The organism is Leptotrichia hongkongensis, assembly GCF_007990635.1.
Taxonomy (GTDB): Bacteria; Fusobacteriota; Fusobacteriia; order Fusobacteriales; family Leptotrichiaceae; genus Leptotrichia; species Leptotrichia hongkongensis.
The window spans coordinates 924392-942569 of record NZ_AP019846.1 but is presented as its reverse complement, the minus strand read 5'-3'; the positions used below and the strand labels follow the sequence as shown (position 1 = coordinate 942569).

At 30.9% G+C, this 18178-nt stretch carries 18 protein-coding genes and 1 riboswitch; of the genes, 2 read left to right on the top strand and 16 right to left on the bottom strand.

From position 1 onward, the window contains the following. Positions 1–52: 52 nt before the first annotated feature. The 10 genes from FVE75_RS04475 to lysA all read right to left on the bottom strand — a co-directional run bounded on the left by FVE75_RS04475 (position 53) and on the right by lysA (position 10434). Positions 53–880 (bottom strand): tRNA lysidine(34) synthetase, encoded by an 828-nt coding sequence (locus FVE75_RS04475; protein WP_147005414.1) that lies wholly within the window; start codon positions 878–880, stop codon positions 53–55. A gap of 96 nt (positions 881–976) precedes the next feature. After that, positions 977–1591, bottom strand: a complete 615-nt coding sequence (locus FVE75_RS04470; RefSeq protein WP_147005412.1) for a tetratricopeptide repeat protein — start codon at positions 1589–1591, stop codon at positions 977–979. 395 nt (positions 1592–1986) lie between these two features. Continuing rightward, on the bottom strand, positions 1987–2718 hold the full coding sequence (locus tag FVE75_RS04465) for a tetratricopeptide repeat protein (RefSeq protein WP_147005409.1): 732 nt from the start codon (positions 2716–2718) through the stop codon (positions 1987–1989). Positions 2719–2880: 162 nt separating this feature from the next. Next, positions 2881–3432, bottom strand: a complete 552-nt coding sequence (locus FVE75_RS04460; protein ID WP_147005407.1) for a chromate transporter — start codon at positions 3430–3432, stop codon at positions 2881–2883. Then, a complete protein-coding gene (locus FVE75_RS04455) occupies positions 3429–3968 on the bottom strand; it encodes a chromate transporter (RefSeq protein WP_147005405.1) in 540 nt (179 codons plus the stop codon). The genes FVE75_RS04460 and FVE75_RS04455 overlap by 4 nt, the downstream gene beginning before the upstream one ends. Before the next feature lie 112 nt (positions 3969–4080). Continuing rightward, positions 4081–5433 carry a M18 family aminopeptidase gene (locus FVE75_RS04450; protein ID WP_147005403.1) on the bottom strand — a complete coding sequence of 451 codons (1353 nt, stop codon included), beginning with the start codon at positions 5431–5433 and terminating at the stop codon, positions 4081–4083. Between the two features lie 589 nt (positions 5434–6022). Further along, complete coding sequence (gene dapA / locus FVE75_RS04445; protein WP_147005401.1) at positions 6023–6907, bottom strand: 4-hydroxy-tetrahydrodipicolinate synthase; 885 nt, start codon at positions 6905–6907, stop codon at positions 6023–6025. Between the two features lie 46 nt (positions 6908–6953). After that, a complete protein-coding gene (gene dapF, locus FVE75_RS04440) occupies positions 6954–7805 on the bottom strand; it encodes a diaminopimelate epimerase (RefSeq protein ID WP_147005399.1) in 852 nt (283 codons plus the stop codon). Positions 7806–7880: 75 nt separating this feature from the next. After that, complete coding sequence (locus FVE75_RS04435; RefSeq protein ID WP_021743937.1) at positions 7881–9098, bottom strand: aspartate kinase; 1218 nt, start codon at positions 9096–9098, stop codon at positions 7881–7883. Positions 9099–9123: 25 nt separating this feature from the next. Further along, positions 9124–10434, bottom strand: coding sequence for a diaminopimelate decarboxylase (gene lysA, locus FVE75_RS04430; RefSeq protein WP_147005397.1), 1311 nt, complete (start codon positions 10432–10434; stop codon positions 9124–9126). A 168-nt stretch (positions 10435–10602) separates the two neighbouring features. After that, positions 10603–10778: riboswitch (Lysine riboswitch) on the bottom strand. A gap of 145 nt (positions 10779–10923) precedes the next feature. Between lysA and FVE75_RS11300 the strand changes: the two genes are divergently transcribed. Together FVE75_RS11300 and FVE75_RS11295 are read left to right on the top strand one after the other, a co-directional pair. Beyond that, positions 10924–11433, top strand: a complete 510-nt coding sequence (locus tag FVE75_RS11300; protein ID WP_232052638.1) for an MATE family efflux transporter — start codon at positions 10924–10926, stop codon at positions 11431–11433. A gap of 76 nt (positions 11434–11509) precedes the next feature. Continuing rightward, on the top strand, positions 11510–12274 hold the full coding sequence (locus tag FVE75_RS11295; RefSeq protein WP_232052637.1) for an MATE family efflux transporter: 765 nt from the start codon (positions 11510–11512) through the stop codon (positions 12272–12274). A gap of 177 nt (positions 12275–12451) precedes the next feature. Here the strand turns inward: FVE75_RS11295 and FVE75_RS04420 are convergent, their stop codons facing one another. The 6 genes from FVE75_RS04420 to FVE75_RS04395 form a co-directional block, all read right to left on the bottom strand. Next, positions 12452–12970, bottom strand: a complete 519-nt coding sequence (locus FVE75_RS04420) for a PTS sugar transporter subunit IIA (protein ID WP_147005394.1) — start codon at positions 12968–12970, stop codon at positions 12452–12454. 112 nt (positions 12971–13082) lie between these two features. Further along, entirely contained in the window at positions 13083–13682 is a 600-nt protein-coding gene (locus tag FVE75_RS04415) for a tetratricopeptide repeat protein (protein ID WP_147005392.1), read from the bottom strand. A 36-nt stretch (positions 13683–13718) separates the two neighbouring features. Beyond that, positions 13719–14414: a ribonuclease PH gene (gene rph / locus FVE75_RS04410; RefSeq protein ID WP_147005390.1), complete on the bottom strand. Its 696-nt coding sequence runs from the start codon at positions 14412–14414 to the stop codon at positions 13719–13721. A 27-nt stretch (positions 14415–14441) separates the two neighbouring features. Continuing rightward, positions 14442–15686 carry a serine hydroxymethyltransferase gene (glyA, locus tag FVE75_RS04405; RefSeq protein ID WP_147005388.1) on the bottom strand — a complete coding sequence of 415 codons (1245 nt, stop codon included), beginning with the start codon at positions 15684–15686 and terminating at the stop codon, positions 14442–14444. A gap of 58 nt (positions 15687–15744) precedes the next feature. Continuing rightward, entirely contained in the window at positions 15745–16725 is a 981-nt protein-coding gene (locus tag FVE75_RS04400) for an MlaA family lipoprotein (protein ID WP_147005386.1), read from the bottom strand. A gap of 3 nt (positions 16726–16728) precedes the next feature. Further along, a complete protein-coding gene (locus tag FVE75_RS04395; RefSeq protein WP_147005384.1) occupies positions 16729–18030 on the bottom strand; it encodes an alpha/beta hydrolase in 1302 nt (433 codons plus the stop codon). Between the last annotated feature and the right edge of the window lie 148 nt (positions 18031–18178).

Below are 18178 nucleotides of genomic sequence, written 5' to 3'. Positions count from 1 at the left end.
TTTTTTCTTTAAAGCTATCAGTTACAACAATTAAATATAACAATTTCTTTATTTATTCAGTTTCCTTACCGCCTGTATATCCAAAAACATAATCCAGATTTATATTTTTCATTGAATTAAATACACTTTGCTTTACTCCTGGATTTTTTTCTTCAAGTTCGGCTAATAAATTTTTTACTTCCCTACGTTTACTTGAAGTTTTTCCAGCTTCGATTGTACATCCGCAGTTCATCGCACGGATTCCGTTTGTTTTTGTGTAATCAATTATATCAGCTTCCTTTACATAGATTAATGGACGAATCAGTTCTAATTTTCCAGAAGTTGATGGAACTTTTGGAGTCATTGTCTTCATTGTTCCTGCATAAAGCATGTTTATAAGGGTTGTTTCAATTACATCATCAAAATGATGACCAAGCGTCAATTTATTAAATCCAAGTTCCTCTACTTGCGTATACAAAATTCCACGCCTCATTTTAGCACATAAAAAGCACGGATAGTCCTTTGCCTTTTCATTTGCAATTTCCCAAATATTCGTATTAATAATCTCACAGTCAATATTTAACTTATCCAAATTATTTTTAAAATTATCCAAATCAGAATTTCTGAAACCAGGATTTAAGCTAACTGCCTTAAATTCAAAATTTTTCCGTTTATCTTTCTTCAATTCCTGAAACAGCTTTACTAAAAGCAAACTGTCTTTTCCGCCAGAAACTCCAATCGCTATTTTATCCCCATCCTGTATCATATCAAAATCACTAATTGCCTTCAAAAATTTTGCCCATATACTCTTTTTATAGGTTGTCATTATACTTTTTTCAATTTCTTCCACATCCTTCATCGGACAATCTGGAAGAATAGCCTCACATACTAAATTTACCACTTTTTCTCTCCTTTAACATCATTTAAAAAATAATAGAAAGTTATCATATGACAACTTTCTAAAATTATATTTTATTTAAAAATATTCAGTTTGATTTTAAACAATTCCTAAATTTGCTCCTGAAAAATTTACTTTTTTATCTTCATCTGCTAAATTTTTACATTTATTTTCGATGTAGTTTATTTTTTCAATAAGCCCTTCATCCCTTGAATCAATTCTAAAGGCTGCCCTGTATTCTTCAAGCGCCTTTTGGTGCCGTCCCATATGTTCATATTTTCTAGCAAAATCGATATGTGCAACATACATATCAAAATCAAGGAATATAGCAAGCTCATAACAGTCAACCGCTTCTGAGATTTTACCTTTTCTTGAATAAATATTTCCCAAAAGGAACAATATAAACGGTTCATCTTCTGTACTTACATCAAGTGCCTTATTAAAGTTTTCTTCTGCTTTGTCAAGTTCTTCATTTTCATAGTACAAATAACCTAGAAATGCTCTTGTTTCTATTTCTTCAGGTTTTAATTTTACCAATTTTTCATAAATATCAATTGCTTTATCATTTTCTTTTAGTGCGTGATAGATGGAAGCTAATGTTTTTAACACTTCCACATCATCAGGATTTTCTTTTATTTTTTCTAAATTTTCCTTGAGAAGCTGCTCATTATTTTCATTATATCTTATTTCTCTAAAAATCAATGTTTCTAACATTATTTCCTACTGCTACGTTTCTTTTTTTATTAAACATTTTTTTACCTTTTAATAAAAGACTACATATAATTAACGTAGCGTCTCCTTTCTATTTTCATTAATTTTTATTTTTATAAAATTCTAAAAATTATATAAAGTTTAAGTAAAAAGTATAGTCTGAAATAAAGTTCTCTTAATTTTACATTCAGTCTAAATATTATATTTATAGTTCACATAAAATTTAAATTTCTAAAATTATAGAATTTATATTTAATTAAAATAAAAATTATATAGTTATATAAATATATTTAAATTTCTTAACTTATTTTATCATAAATAACAATTTTAGTAAATAATATTATTTACAAAATTTTTATAACTTGCTAAAATAAAAAAATAAATGAAAATTTTAAAGACTATTTTAATTTCGCTATTTTTTCTTGAGCTTCCTGACTTCCAGATTTTACAGCTTTTTCATACCATTCCTTAGCTTCTTTGGTATTTTTTTCTACACCTTTTCCAGCTGCATATAAATCTCCAAGTGCTTCGTACATTGGAGCTGTAATTTTATCCATTCTTCCATCTGTTTTTTTGTAAAGTTCTATTGATCTTGCATAATCTCCTACTTTTTCATGAATTTTACCGAGATTGTATCGTGACGTCAAGTCTCCGCTACTATCTCCAATTTCATAGTAAAATGCAGCATCATCAAGGCTTTTTTTCACTCCAAGCCCTTTTTCAGACATTATTCCTAAATATCTTGGTCCTTTTGTATCTCCGCCATCTGTCGCTTTTGAAAATGAATCAAAAGCCTTTTTATAGTCTTTTTCTACACCAAGTCCATCAAAATAAAGAATTCCGATGTTAGTCATTGCACGGTAGCTTCCTTTTTCAGCAGCTTTTTTACTCCACTCCATAGATTTTTTGTAATCTGTTTTTACTTCATTTCCGTGAAGATACATTTCTCCAAGTTCAGTTTGTGCCGACACATCTCCTTTTTCAGCTTTTTTCGTTAATTCCTTAAGCTTATCATCCTGTATATTTTCAATCTTTGACTTACTTTGAGAATTTTGCGTCTTTTTATCTTTTTTACCACAGCTAAATACCAAAATTAATATTAATAATGCAATAGTATATTTTTTTTTCATAATTTACCTCTTTTCTTTCATATCCTTTTCTTTTATTAAAAATCGATATTTATTCATTTTATGTTTTAATAATTATAAAATATTCCCGTATATTTTCATTACAAAATTTATTTTTAAAATTTCTCAGTCTATTAATTTTTACTTTTAAGAAAATAGTTGTATTTAGTAAATTATTATTCCCGCAATTCCTGCAATTACTGTGAGCAATATTGGATTTACTTTCCATTTTAGCACAAGTATCACAGAAATAATAAATATTACCACACTTTTCCAGTCTATAAAATTATTTTTATCAATCAGCATTATAGCTGCCGCCAGAATTAATCCGACAACAACAATTTTTAAGCCTGCAAACGCATTATCCATATATTTATTATCCTGAAACTTCAAATAAAATTTACTAAAAAATGACATTACAATAACTGATGGAAGAATCAGTCCTATTGTTGCAACTGTCCCCATTATAAACGCATCCCAAAATCCCACTTTATTTCCAATCAAATATCCAACATAAGTTGCGGCATTTAATGAAATTGGTCCTGGTGTTACTTGTGAAATTGCCACAATATCTGTAAATTGCTGTACATTTACCCATTTATATAAATCTACAACATCTGCCTGAATAAGCGGTAAAATTGCATATCCACCACCAAAACTGAACAATCCTATTTTAAAAAATACAAAAAATAATACCAATAATATCGCTAAATTCATTTATTTTTCCTCCAAATCATCCAAAGATTTCCTGAAAACGCACCTAAAATAATCATAATAATAGGCGGAAATTTAAAAAATGCTACCATTACTGCAACTAAAATTACAATCCATAACGTTTTTCTATTAATTTTAGCCGATTTCCCAATTGTATAGACACTTGCTGCGATTAATGCAACCACCATTGGTCTTATTGCCTTAAATGCCTTTATTACATATATATTATCCTGTATATTGCTAAATAGTGACGCTATAAGAAGAATAATTATAAAAGATGGCAATGTTGCTGCTATAACCGTAACTATTACACCAAGCATCTTTTTCATTTTATATCCTACAAAAACCGATATATTTACTGCCAATGCACCTGGTGAAGACTGAGCAAGTGCCAAAAGCTTTACAAACTCCTCTTCTTCAATCCATTTCTTTTTATTAACAATTTCAGCTTGAATAAGTGGAACCATAGCATATCCTCCACCAAGAGTAAATGCTCCTATCTTAAAAAAAATCCAGAATATTTCTAAATATACTTTCATTACATTACCTTTCTAGTTTTTATTTTATTCTTCATTCTATCATAGATACTGTAAAAAAACAACATCAAAAAAGATAGCCAATGCATGACTATCTCTTTAAAAATAATATTTTCTATCCTTTTGAAAAAAACTCTTTCGCTAATTCTTTCAAATAAAATACATCAAAAATTCCACATAATTCACGTACCGAATGCATTGCAAACATTGGAACTCCCAAATCTACTCCGTCTATATCCAGATGTGTTGAAGAAAGAGGTCCAATTGTACTTCCTCCAAGTTCATTTGATTCATTTACAAAAGGCTGAATCTTTATATTAGTTCCTTCAATAAGCTGTCTGATTACAGCAATTGAATATCCATCAGATGTATATTTTTGTTTTGCACTAATTTTTATTGAAACACCCTCGTTTATTCTTCCACGGTTTGTAGGGTCTGTTTTGCCTAAATGTGCAGGATGTGCCGCATGTGCCGCATCAGCTGATAAAATATATGAACTTTCCAGCATCTGTAAAAACTCGCTTCTATCAAGTCCTAACGACAATGAAATTCTTTCGAGCGTATTCAAAAGATAATTAGAATCAGCTCCCTGCTTTGTGGCACTTCCTATCTCTTCATTATCAAAAGCTACAAAAATATTAATCCTGTCCTTATTTTCTTCAGATTCCACAAGTCCAATCAGCCCTGTATAAACAGAAGCAAGATTGTCAATTTTTGGTGAAGATATAAATTCCTCATTTGCACCTAAAAGACAACCTTTTTCCGTTGCATATAAATACAAGTCAAAATCAATTATATCTTCTTTTTTTATTCCTGTCTTTTCTAAAATAATTCTTTCAAGATAGCCTTCTTTCTCAAAATTATGATTAATAAGTGAAATTACAGGCAAGACATCATTCTGTTTATCAATTTTTACTCCATTATTTACTTCTCTATTCTGATGAATCGCAAGATTTGGTATTGTCAAAAGCGGTTCATCTATCTTAATTTTTACAGTTTTTGGAAAAAATGGATTTTCACCTTTCACAATAACACGTCCGGCAATAGAGAGCGGTCTATCGAACCATGTACTCAAAATAGGCCCTCCATAAACTTCTGTATTTAATCTCACCATATTTTCTGTCACCATTTCAGGGTTAGGTTTTATCCTAAAACAGGGAGAATCGGTATGTGCCCCAAAAATCTTAAACCCTTTTCTCGCATCAAAATTTTCACCAACTGTAAAAGCAATTATTGTAGAACTGGATTTTTTGAAAAAATACTTTCCTCCCTTTTTTAACTCCCATTTTTCACGAGGCATAATTCTCTCAAATCCATTTTCATCCAAAATATCTGAACAATTCTTTACAACATGATAACTGCTCGGACTTTCATCAATAAATTCAACAACTTCCCTTGCAAAACTTTTTACTTCCATTTCGATAAAATTTTTCTGTATCTCTTCTAACTCTTTCGTTGTGTGTATCATCTTTATCCATTCCTCTCAACTTTTAGTTTTGATTATTTACTATTTAAAACTTCCCTAATAAATATTGTACCCCATAATTTTCAATATTCAAAAAAATTTTTTCTATTTTTTTTAGATTTTTTTCTTTTTATTTAAAATCTTTTTAAAAATAGGAATAAATTTTTATAATAAAGTTGTTTGATAACTAATTTATAATCATTCAACCAAATTATTTTTTATTATTTTTTAGATATTTTAATTAATAAATATTTTTTCTTTTTTATTTTTATTTTCGTAGGATTGCTCATTGCCGCAAATCCTACAACCTATGGCTAGTCTACGACATTTTTCTGCACTGACAAAAAACTCGCTATGCTCAAACAGTTTTGCCAGTTCAGAAAAATGCTCCGACGGATTATTTATACTAGGCTTTATTTAAACAATGAGAATTATATTTTAATTATTTAAGAATTTTATATCCTTTATTAAAAAAGTTTGTAATAAATACATTATTTAAATGAGGTTTAGCATTAGTAATAAATTTATTACAAAAAAAACTGGAATTTACTCCAGCTCTTTTTACAATTTAAAGTTTACAACAAATAAAAAATTAAAAAATCCCTTTTTCTTTAAACACTTTTGTCAATTTCCCATAAGTATCCGCCTCAGCCTCTACCAATGGCAATCTTACTATGTCATTGTCAAGTTTTCCAAGTATTTTCATAGCAGCTTTCACAGTTACAGGATTTCCTTCCACGAACATGTTTCTGCTTACATCGTATAATTTTGTGTGCAGTTCAAACGCCTTGTCAAAGTTCTTGTTTAAGAATGAACTGATTAAATCGCTCATTTCTTGGGGCATTATGTTGGCAACTACAGAAACGACTCCTTTTGCACCGATTGACAGCATTGGTAGGATTAGGTGATCTTCTCCTGAAAGAATTTCAATTTTATCTCCGCATAAATCCTGAATTCTTATCATTTGTTCAAGACTTCCTGTCGCTTCCTTTACAGCCACAATTTCAGGCAGTTCAGCCAGTTTTGCGATTGTTTCCGCTTCAATATTTGTTCCTGTTCTTCCAGGCACATTATAAAGCATTATAGGAAATTTTGCTTCCTGCGCAATTGTTTTGTAGTGTTCATAAAGTCCTCTTTGACTTGGTTTGTTGTAGTATGGGCAAGTACTTAACGCTGCATCTGCTCCCAGTTCCTTTGCGTATTTTGTAAGTTCTATCGCTCTTGTTGTATTATTTGATCCTGCCCCTGCGATTACCTGTATTCTTCCTTTCACTTCTTCCACAACTATTTTTATTACTTTTTCATGTTCTGCGAATGTCAAAGTTGGAGCTTCTCCAGTTGTTCCGCAAGGTACGATTCCAGATGTACCATTTTCAATGTGATAATTTACCAATTCTCTTAATTTATCCTCATCCAATTCCGTTCCGTTATTTTTAAATGGCGTAATTAACGCCACATACGAACCTTCAAATTTCATTTTATTCCTTCTTTCCTTAATTTAATTTCCTAAACTAAAAATTTAATTATCTTTGATATTTATACATTCCTTCAGCTATTTTTTCACTAGGTCCTGTCATAAATACATCATTTTCTCCACCTTCATACTCAATAACAAGCTGCCCTCCTGGAACTTTCACATTTACCTTATCATCTACAAAATCAAAAGTTTTGGCAAGTACAGCTGAAGCTGTAGCCCCAGTTCCACAAGCCAATGTTCTTCCTGCTCCACGTTCCCATGTGATTACTTCTATATGCTCCCTGTCATACACCTTTACAAAATTTACATTGACTTTTTTGGGAAATAAGTCAGTATAATTCTCAATTTTTTTGCCAAGCTCATCAATATTATAATCTGCAAAGTCATTTACAAATATTACAGAATGGTCAGTTCCCATAAAAATATATGAAATTTCAATTTCTTTTCCGTCAATATTGATTTTTTCTTTTAAAAACTGCTCTTTTTCAATATTTATTAATTCTTTTACATTAAAAACAGGTTTTCCCATATTCACTCTTGCTGTAAAATCATCCTTTTCCTCATCATAATTTACTTGTATTGTCAAATCGCCAGGAACTGTTTTTACAGTAAATTCGTTTCCTTCAACTAGGTGATTGTTTACAAGATAGTGGGAAAAACATCTTATTCCATTTCCACACATTGGTGCCTGACTTCCATCTCCATTAAAGAAAAACATAAATGGCATGCTTGCTACATATTTCAAAATAATCAGTCCATCCGCACCCACTCCAAAATGCCTGTCACAAACCTGACTCGCAAATTCCCCATATTCAGGTATTCCTTTTTCAATAAGATCCTTCTCAGCAACAATAATAAAATCATTCCCCGCACCTTGATATTTCTCAAATTTTAACATCTCAAAAACCTCCATTATTTTTTATATTTTATATTTAATAATTTTTGAATTGGTTCATTATATATCTAAAATCTTTTACAAATCAAATTCCTTCGCAAATAACTCAGCCACTTTTTTCCCCATAACTTCATCTACAACTAATGAAATACTGATTTCAGAAGTAGAAACCTGATGGAAACTTATGTCGTTTTCTGAAAGGATTCTAAACATTTTGGCAGCAACTCCAATGTTGCTTATCAGTCCTATTCCTACTACAGAAACTTTTGTAATGTAAGGATTTATTATGAACGATGTTCTTGGAAATTCTGCTTCTATTTCTGCTCCAATTTTTTCAAGTGCGGCAATGTCTGTTTTTGGACAAGTGAAGGCAAAGCTTCCGTGATGGCTTGTTACATCATTTTGACTTATTATGTCAATATTTATTCCATTTGCTTCGGCTTTTTCAAAAATTTCATACACATTTTGTGCATTTGTTGGGATTTCCTCTACGTTTACCATTACCATATTTTCATTGATTGATACTCCAGTTATTACTTTTTGCTCCATTTCCTTATTCTCCTTTGTTTTTTCTACTGACGTTATAATCGTTCCGTTTTTTTCTCCAAGCGATTTTCCAACGTAAATTTCTACACCATATTTGCTTCCAAGCTCAACTGCTCTTGGCTCCATTACTCCAGCTCCTAAAAAAGCCAACTCCATCATTTCATCATACGAAACAACTGGTAATTTTTTTGCATCTTTATAAACTCTTGGGTCAATTGAGTAAATTCCATCTACATCTGTGTAAATTTCACATTTCCCTCCAAGTGCAGCCGCTAGAGCAACAGCCGATGTATCAGAACCTCCACGTCCCAAAGTTGTCACATCTCCAGCTTCATTTACTCCCTGAAATCCAGCTACAACTACAATTTTCCCTTTTGACAAATGTTCTTTTATCTCTTTTCCGTTAATGTCCTCAATTCTGTTCTTTGTATAATGTCCGCTCGTTTTTATTCCGGCCTGAGCTCCTGTAAGCGAGATAGCCTCGTATCCAAGCGTCTGTAAAGCAATGCTAAGCAACGCAATTGTCTGCTGCTCTCCAGTTGACATCAGCCTGTCCATTTCTCTCAAGTCAGGTTTATCAGTAATTTCGTGAGCCAATTTTATTAAGGCATCTGTAGTTTTTCCCATCGCTGAAACCACGACAACCACATCGTTTCCAGAATCCTTCACACTTCCCAAATATTTTGCGATATTCATTATTTTCTCCGTTGTAGCAACCGAAGTTCCACCATATTTATGCACAATAATCACAATAAATTCACCTCTTTCTTATTTTTTATAAATCAAAAATTTCATCATTTCTAATTAAATCATCCAATGTTTCTCTCTTTACCGCAACTTTAGCTTTTCCATCCTTTACGAATACAACTGCTGGTCGCATCATTCTGTTATAGTTGCTTGACATTGTGTAACAATATGCCCCTGTTGTCGTTACTGCCACAATATCTCCAATTTCTGTTGCTTTTGGCAATTTTCCTTTTTCAATGATAATATCCCCTGATTCACACAGTTTTCCTGCCAAAGTTATTTCTCTTATATCTGTATCATTTAGCTTGTTTACAACTCCAGCCTCATATTCTGCCTGATATAATGCTGTTCTTATATTATCCGACATTCCTCCATCTATAAATACATACGTTTTTCCGCCGACTGTTTCCTTAATTCCTCCAACTTCGTACAAAGTAGTTCCCGCATTTCCAACGATACTTCTTCCTGGCTCAATACAAAGTTCCTTAAATCCAATCTGATATTTAATTTCCATTGCTTCTGTATATGTTATTATTTCACTAAGTACTTCCTCTATCGGTTTCGGATCATCTCCTTCCTTATAGTAAACTCCAAATCCTCCACCCATATTTACTGTGTGAACTACTATTCCCAATTCCTTTTTCAATTTATCCAAATATTTAAAAATCTCATCTAGAGCAAATATAAAGAACGCCGATTGGAAAATTTGCGAACCGATATGCGTATGAAATCCTTTAAATTCTATGCATTCGCTATCATTCAGCCTTTTAATTATATCAAATAAATTATCCTGAAACAATGAAATTCCAAATTTTGAAGTAAGCCCAGAAGTTTTTATATAATGATGCGTATGTGCCTCAATTCCCGGATCAATTCTCACAAGCACAGCCTGTTTCTTCCCTTTTTCACGGCAAATTCTCTCAATTTTATCAATTTCATCCTCATTATCAACAACAATCGTATCAATCCCAAATTCGACAGCCATTTCAATTTCATTTACCAATTTATTATTTCCATGTAAATGAACTTTATTCATCGGAAATCCCGCTTTATGAGCAGTATAAAGTTCTCCGCCCGAAACAACATCCAAATCCAGCCCTTTTGATTCAACCAGTTTAATCATCCCTGTTGATAAAAACGCTTTTCCAGCATAAGCAATTCTTGTATTAAATCTCGTTGACTTAAATGCCTCTTTCATTTTATCTATCGTTGTTTCAATAAGCTCCTGATCCATCACATAAAGTGGCGTTTTAAATTCTTTCACGAGTTCAACTGTATCTACTCCTCCTATTGATAAATTACCATTTTCATTAACTTTCGACGTTCCAAATAATTTCATATTTCTACAGAAACTTTTTAAAAATAAAAAATTTCCTTCTCCTTTCAGTATTTTTGTTTTTTGGATAATAAAAAATGCCGATAACAAGCATCAGCATATAAAACATATATCTAAAAATTTTTATTATTTTTATTTAAAACTAAAAAACTTAAAAAATTTATATGAATTATATCTGACAGCTCCCCATTATCCTTTGATAATGACAGTCCTATGGATATTCTCCATAGCCCCAGCAATAAAGATAGTCAATCCCTACGCTTCGGCAATTATTCCTTTCAACTTATTTCACAGAATCGACTTTTCTCCGTAAATTTACTTTTAATAATTGCACCTCTATCACATAATATTTATCATTATAACTAATTTTTTCATATTTGTAAAGTATTTTTCATAAAAATTGTAAAATTTCCCTTTTTAATTTTAGTTTTAAAATTTCAAAAAAAATATTATAATAAAAAAATACGATATTTTTTGAAAGGAGGATAATAAATGATTTTTAAAACTCAATCTAATGAAGAACGGCGTGAAATGATATTAAATGGAAAAGTTATAAGCACACTGCTCTTTCTATCCGTCCCTACATTGCTAGTCGGCATTATCCAGGCACTTATTCCACTTTCTGACAGTTTATTCCTTAACAGGCTCACAAATGTTCAAGTAGCAAGTTCCGTTACGTTCAGCCAGCCTATTCTTAATGTTATGATTGCCTTGTCCCAAGGATTAGGTGTGGCTACTCTTGTTATGCTTGGTAGACTTTACGGTAAAGGAAGAATGCTTGCTGTAAAAGAAACCATGCTTCAAATTTTTGTATTTAATTTTATCATTGGAATTTTAATTATTCCAGTCTGCGTTTTTTCGGCTTTTATAATTTCAAAATACACAACTATTCAAATTCGTGACAATGTTTATGTTTACATTTCTCTTTATTCACTTGTAATGCCTTTTGTATTTCTAGCTGCTATTTATAATTCCTCAAAAAAATGCAATTGGACGGCCTGAAGTTACATTTATTCGTATTTTTTTGTTACTAATTTTGAAAATAATTTTTAACTCAATTTTTTTATATGCTTTAAAAATGGGAATCACAGGTGCTGTAATGGCCTCGCTTTTTTCCTATATTACCATTACAATTTGGATGTTTTATGACTTATTCTTAAAAAAAGGCGATGTTAAATTAAGTCTGAGAAATTATTCAATAAAATTGCCTATCATAAAAAAATTGCTTAATATCGGCTTTCCTTCAATGTTAAACTATGCTTTTTTGTATCTTGGATTTTTTCTTATAAACAAAGAAATGGAAAAATTTGGTGCAATTGCCCTGAACGCACAAGGAATTGCTTCAAATATTAATGCCATCTGCTTTATCTTGCCATCCTCAATTGGAACTACAGTTTCTTCAATGATTAGTATAAATATGGGAACAGGAAATGTAAAAAAATCTAAAGATGTTTTTAAAATTGGATGGAAAACAGGCGTTATAATTTCTATTTTGACAATCATCTTAATTTTACCTATTTCTTTACCACTTGTACTTATTTTTACAAACGTCTCGAAAGTTATTGAGATTGCTGACAAAGCTTTGCATATTTACACATATTCTGTAATTGGATTTAGTGTATTTATGATTTCACAAGGTGTTTTTATCGCTCTTGGAAGAACAAGAATACCTTTAGCTATGTCTATTTTGCGGATTTGGCTATTACGATACATTTTTATTTTAACAACGCAAAAATATCTTGGTCTTTACTCAATTTTTTGGGGAAATTTATTTTCAAATACACTAGCAGGGTTAATATTCTTTATCCTAGTGAAAAGTATTGATTGGAAAAAAGAAAAATAATATAGTAAAACTTATTTAAAACCAAACTCAAAAGCTATGACTATTTTACTCAAACCATAAATTTATATAATTTTAGTAGTTTAAATTAAAATAGGTTTGAGTATATTATAAAAAAATCTCTACAAAAGTAACAAAATTACATTAGATAGAGATTTTTTATTAAATTATTTAATTAAACTATTTTTCAACATTTAACACAAGTGTTTCTCCAGCTACTGCTGTTCCAGATTCAACTGGATTTAATGCACTATAGTCATCTGTATTTGAAATTATTACTGGTGTAATAATTGATTTTGCATTTTCTTTTAAGAAGTCATAATCATATTTAACTATTGGATCTCCTGCTTTTACTACTGCTCCTTCTTCTGCAATTCTTTCAAATCCTTTTCCTTCAAGTTTAACTGTATCCATTCCAAGATGCACAAAAATTTCGATTCCAGCAGGTGTTACAATACTAAAAGCATGATTAGTATCAAATATTTTTTCTATTCTTCCAGAAGCTGGTGCTACCATTACTCCAGAGGCAGTTGGTTCAATTGCAACTCCATCTCCTATCATTTTTTGAGCAAAAACTTCATCAGGTACTTCTGATAAAGGTAATAAGTTTCCTGAAATAGGAGCTATTACTTTCCCATCAAATTCCTGCTTAACTTCTTCACCTTTGTTACCTTTTTTGAATAAATCAAATAATCCCATTTTAATTCCTCCAATTTACTTATTTTATATTTAATTATCCTATTTTTATGTTACCATATATAATCAAATTAGTCAAATTTTTATTAATTTTAATATGCGATTTTTATATCAATTAATTTGATTTCTTAAAATTATCCTTTAAAACTTTCAAATTATTCTTCGCATGTTCGTCTCCAAGTGCTGCAGCTTTTAAAAACCATTTCTCAGATTCTTTAAAATTTCCTTCATTTCCAAAAATCATTCCTAGATGATTCATCGCATTGATATCATCTTTCCAAGCCATCTGTAAATATATATCTTTTTCCTTTTCAGTCTGTTTAGTTGAATTATAAAATGTCAAAAGATTTTCTTTCGCCCCTTCACAGTTCTTTTCAATAGCCATTAAGTAATATTTTTCTGCTTCTTCATTTTTCCCATTCTGCTCATACAAAATTGCTAAATTATTTAAAGCATCATAATCTTTATTTTTAATCGCAATTAAATAATATTTTTCAGCATTCTCAAAATCATGCTGACTAGCATAAAGATATCCCAAATTATTTGCACATTCATAATCTCCAGCCTCAATAGCTTTCAAAAACCATTTTTTGGCATTTTCATTGTCATAATTATTTTGAAAAATAAGACCAATCTCATTCATAGCCTTTGTATCACCATCTTGTATTCTTTTCATATATTCATCAAATAATTTTTCCATTCCATTTTTTTTCATATATTCTTTCACCATCCTTTCTTAAAATTTTTTGATTTATAAACTAAATAACTTATCAAAGGCATTTTTAGACAATTCAATAAACTTCAGCAGTTCTGCATGAGTAAAAGTTGCTTCTTCTCCTGTCCCCTGCAGTTCGATAAACTCACCTTTGTCATTCATTACAATGTTCATATCCACATCAGCTTTCGAGTCTTCTTCATATTCTAAGTCAAGAAGCATTTCATTTCGGACTTTTCCGACACTTATTGCTGCGACTTTTGATTTTATTGGAATCTCTTTTAATTTTCCTTCATCTATAAGTCTTTCAACTGCTAATTCTAAAGCAAGATAGGCTCCCGTGATTGAAGCTGTTCTTGTTCCTCCATCTGCCTGAATTACATCACAATCTATCATTATCGTTCTTTCTCCAAGCTTTTCCAAATCTATCGCTGCTCTCAAGGCTCTTCCGATTAACCGCTGAATTTCCATTGTTCTTCCAGATAGTTTTCCTTTTATTGATTCTCTTTGGATACGTGTATGTGTTGCTCTTGGAAGCATGCTATATTCGGCAGTTATCCATCCTGATCCTGTCCCTTTTAGCCATCTTGGAATTTTTTCTTCAATTGTTGCATTACAAATAACCTTTGTATTTCCAAATTCGATTAAGACAGAACCTTCTGGATGGACAATATAATTTTTAGTTACTTTTACTTCACGCATTTCATCGTTTTTTCTATTATTATTTCTCACATTTTCTCCTAATTTTTTATCTTTAAATTATTTACCTTTATAAAGTGGAAATTTTTCTGTTAATTTTAAAACTTGCTCTTTTACTTGGGCAATTTTTTCATTGTCATTTATATTTCCTAATACTGTTAATATAAACTGTGCCACCTGTCTTGTTTCTTCTTCCTTAAATTCACGAGCTGTAATTGCAGGTGTTCCTAGTCTTATTCCACTTGTAACAAATGGCTTTTCAGGATCGTTTGGAATAGCATTTTTATTACAAGTTATTCCAGCCTCTTCTAATTTTGCTTCGGCTAATTTTCCTGTAACTCCCATTGGACGTAAATCAACCAGCATTAAATGGTTGTCAGTACCACCACTTACAATTCTAAGCCCGCCTTTTACCAATTCTTCTGACAGAATTTTAGCATTTTTTGCCACTTGCTCCTGATATTTTTTGTATTCTGGGCTAAGTGCCTCTTTAAATGCAACAGCTTTTGCCGCAATTATATGAACTAGCGGTCCTCCTTGTATTCCAGGGAATATTGTTTTATCAATTTTTTTTGCAATTTCTTCGTTATTTGTCAAAATTATTCCACCACGAGGTCCTCTTAGAGTCTTATGAGTCGTAGAAGTTACTACATCTGCATATTCTATTGGATTTGGATGAAGTCCAGCCGCTACGAGTCCAGCGATATGAGCCATATCTACCATCAAATATGCACCAATTTCATCAGCAATTTCTCTAAATTTCTTAAAATCAATTATTCTTGAATAAGCACTTGCTCCTGCAACTATCATTTTAGGCTTTTCTCTTAATGCAATTTCTCTGACTGCTTCATAATCAATCAGTTCTGTTTCGGGATTTAGACCATATTCCAATCCGATGTAATTTTTTCCTGAAAAATTGATTTTATAGCCATGTGTCAAATGTCCACCAGCACTAAGGCTCATTCCTAGAATTTTATCTCCAGCTTCAAGCAGTCCAACATAAACTCCCATATTTGCTTGAGATCCCGAATGTGGCTGTACATTTGCATATTTTGCCCCAAATATTTGTTTCAATCTTTCAATAGCAAGACTTTCCACAACATCAGCATTTGCACATCCACCGTAATATCTCTTTCCAGGATAACCTTCCGCATATTTATTTGTAAATACGGATCCAGCGGCTTCCATTACTGCCTTTGAAACAAAATTTTCTGAAGCAATCAGCTCAATTCCTTCCTCTTGCCTTTTTTCCTCTTCAACAATTGCATTATAAACTTCTAAATCTATATCTTTTATATAGCTCATTCTGATTTCCTCCTAATTTTATTTAAAATTAAATGCTTATTCTGTTAGAAAAAATACTTTATTTTATAACTTGTATTTTTCTGTAATTGTAATAAATTGCCTTTACTAAATCATATTCAAACGGTGAATTTAAATCTCCATATCTCATGCCACTCATTGAACTCTCATTTAGTCCTGTAACAACTGGTTTTGTGAATCCATAAATATTTTTATCAAATACTCCTGTATCAAAAAATAATTTTTCTTCTGCCACACGTCTTACTGCTCCTTCTGATATTGAGTCTATTCCTGCTCCAACAGCATCTCTTAAATCACTTGGTCCTAATACGGGTAAAACTAAAAATGATCCTGTTTTTACTCCATAATGTCCTAAAGTGTCTCCCATTGTTTCAGGGTCTCTTTTCATTCCCATATTTTTAGCGACATCTGCTACACCTAACACTCCTACTGTCGAATTTACAACAAATCTTCCAAGTGCATTTACAGCTTTTCCTGGTTTAAGTTGCAGTACTGAATTTACAAATGTAGGTATCTCACTAAAGTTATTATAAAAATTTGAAATTCCTTTTCTTATTGGTTTTGGTACAACTGCTGCATAAATCCGTGATGCTGGATAAACTATTTTTTTATCAATTTGAGTATTAAAAGCATACATTCTTCTATTAAATGGTTCTAATGAGTCATTTATGCCAGTTAATTGAAAAACTTGATTTGATACAATGTAATCTTCGTTCAACTCTTCCAAATTATTTGCCAAAACACCATATCCATCCTCTTCAAAAGCTATGTATTTATTTGTATCTGGCTTATTTTTCTTTATTTTTATATTTGTTTGTGGAACTAATTTAATATTCTTATCAGATGTTTCCTGTGTTTTACCGTTTACAAATTCAACAAATAAATCATCGTCAGCTTCCTTATTTCTTTCCTCTATATATGTAATTGTATTCTCATTTTTTATTTCCATTAATTCAGCTTTTCCAAGCGTTGCCACAGCAAGCATTGTTCCAAACATTATTAATTTATTTTTTCCTGCCATATTCTAATTTTCCTCCAATTTATCTACCATCAAATTTGCTACATCCTTATGCCAAAGAGCTCCTGTATGTCCACCAAATGGTAACAAAACTTTATTTAAAAATGTATTTTTTATATAGTCTATATCTTGACTTGAATATAAAACGTCATTAGTTGATGTTATAAATATTATATTTTTATTATTTTTATTTATAAAGTCCTGGCTATTTTTCAAATCAAATTCATTTATAAAATCATTGAAACTAAGATTAGGATTTCTATTTTTTTTCAAATACGGATATAAAATTTCTTTTGCATATTCATCAAATGAAACAGACAATCCTTCTCTAAACTCTTTTGAAACAGAATCAAAACGTTTATATGATTTTTTATTTGAAAGCCTACCCGTTGCATTATTTCCACTAAATACTTCTCCAGCAAAAGTCATATTAGCTGAATAAAATCTAAATAATAGTCCTGTAAGCACTTCAAAATCTTTTTCTCCAAGCCCTAGTTTTCCTAATGAACTATTAAGATTTGAAAATTCAAAGTCTTTCATTTTTATTGAATCATCATACATAAGTCTGCTAAATATAGTATCCATATATTTTTCCAAACTTCTCGCATCATAAATTCCATTTTTTACTAAAAAATTGTCCAAATTCTGTGTTGCAGTCAAAATGCTGATTGGAGAATTTAATAGTAATGATTTCTCAATCCCTATTCTTCCACCATTTTTTTCATCCATTTCATGAATTAAAAGCGACTGGAATCCACCTAAGCTGTAACCACCGATATATGTTTTATCAATTTTCATTCCATCACTTTTTTCTCTTGAAATAGCTTGACTTATTAATGAGTATAGTTGTGTTGTCTCGTCTTTTATATAACCTGCATATGCGTTTTTACTTTGACTTACAATATATGGCATTGTCGTTGGCGAACTGAATGCAATTACATTATAGCCTTTATCATAAAAAACATTTGCCAAATAAAGTGACATTCCGCTGTTATAAAGCGATCCTGTTCCTGAAATTATAATCATCAGCGGTGCTTTTTTCCCTTTTTGCGTCCATACACCATAGTTATAGTCTTTCCATTGTCTCAATATTTCGGGAATTTTTTTTGTTGTTGTAAATTTTTTTACTTTTGGACCTTTTGGATTTTTGAACTTGTAGTGCTGCTCTGAAGGAGTTCCTAAAACAGTTGCCATTATCGCACTTTCTTTATATGGATAATCGCTTGCAATTTGTGATACATCTGTTTCAGCAAGTCCAACAACCGAACATGTAAGTATCATCAATAAACCTAATATTTTTTTTAGCATTTTCCAATTTATGTGAAAACTTTTTCACATTTCTCCTTTCTATTTTAAATACTTATAGTCAATTCATTTAAAAATTAGAGCAAAAATATTTAAAAGTAATGGATTATTGTAAATATAGTCTAATCTTTCACTCTTATTTTAAACTAAA

Coding starts and splice junctions, on each gene's coding strand:
- FVE75_RS04415 (WP_147005392.1), bottom strand. CDS start 13,682: ATGAAAAAAAATGGAATGGAAAAATTATTTGATGAATATATGAAAAGA.
- FVE75_RS04450 (WP_147005403.1), bottom strand. CDS start 5,433: ATGATACACACAACGAAAGAGTTAGAAGAGATACAGAAAAATTTTATC.
- FVE75_RS04420 (WP_147005394.1), bottom strand. CDS start 12,970: ATGGGATTATTTGATTTATTCAAAAAAGGTAACAAAGGTGAAGAAGTT.
- FVE75_RS04400 (WP_147005386.1), bottom strand. CDS start 16,725: ATGGCAGGAAAAAATAAATTAATAATGTTTGGAACAATGCTTGCTGTG.
- FVE75_RS04395 (WP_147005384.1), bottom strand. CDS start 18,030: ATGCTAAAAAAAATATTAGGTTTATTGATGATACTTACATGTTCGGTT.
- dapF (WP_147005399.1), bottom strand. CDS start 7,805: ATGTTAAAATTTGAGAAATATCAAGGTGCGGGGAATGATTTTATTATT.
- FVE75_RS04455 (WP_147005405.1), bottom strand. CDS start 3,968: ATGAAAGTATATTTAGAAATATTCTGGATTTTTTTTAAGATAGGAGCA.
- FVE75_RS04460 (WP_147005407.1), bottom strand. CDS start 3,432: ATGAATTTAGCGATATTATTGGTATTATTTTTTGTATTTTTTAAAATA.
- FVE75_RS11295 (WP_232052637.1), top strand. CDS start 11,510: ATGGGAATCACAGGTGCTGTAATGGCCTCGCTTTTTTCCTATATTACC.
- lysA (WP_147005397.1), bottom strand. CDS start 10,434: ATGAAATTATTTGGAACGTCGAAAGTTAATGAAAATGGTAATTTATCA.
- FVE75_RS04465 (WP_147005409.1), bottom strand. CDS start 2,718: ATGAAAAAAAAATATACTATTGCATTATTAATATTAATTTTGGTATTT.
- dapA (WP_147005401.1), bottom strand. CDS start 6,907: ATGAAATTTGAAGGTTCGTATGTGGCGTTAATTACGCCATTTAAAAAT.
- FVE75_RS11300 (WP_232052638.1), top strand. CDS start 10,924: ATGATTTTTAAAACTCAATCTAATGAAGAACGGCGTGAAATGATATTA.
- glyA (WP_147005388.1), bottom strand. CDS start 15,686: ATGAGCTATATAAAAGATATAGATTTAGAAGTTTATAATGCAATTGTT.
- FVE75_RS04470 (WP_147005412.1), bottom strand. CDS start 1,591: ATGTTAGAAACATTGATTTTTAGAGAAATAAGATATAATGAAAATAAT.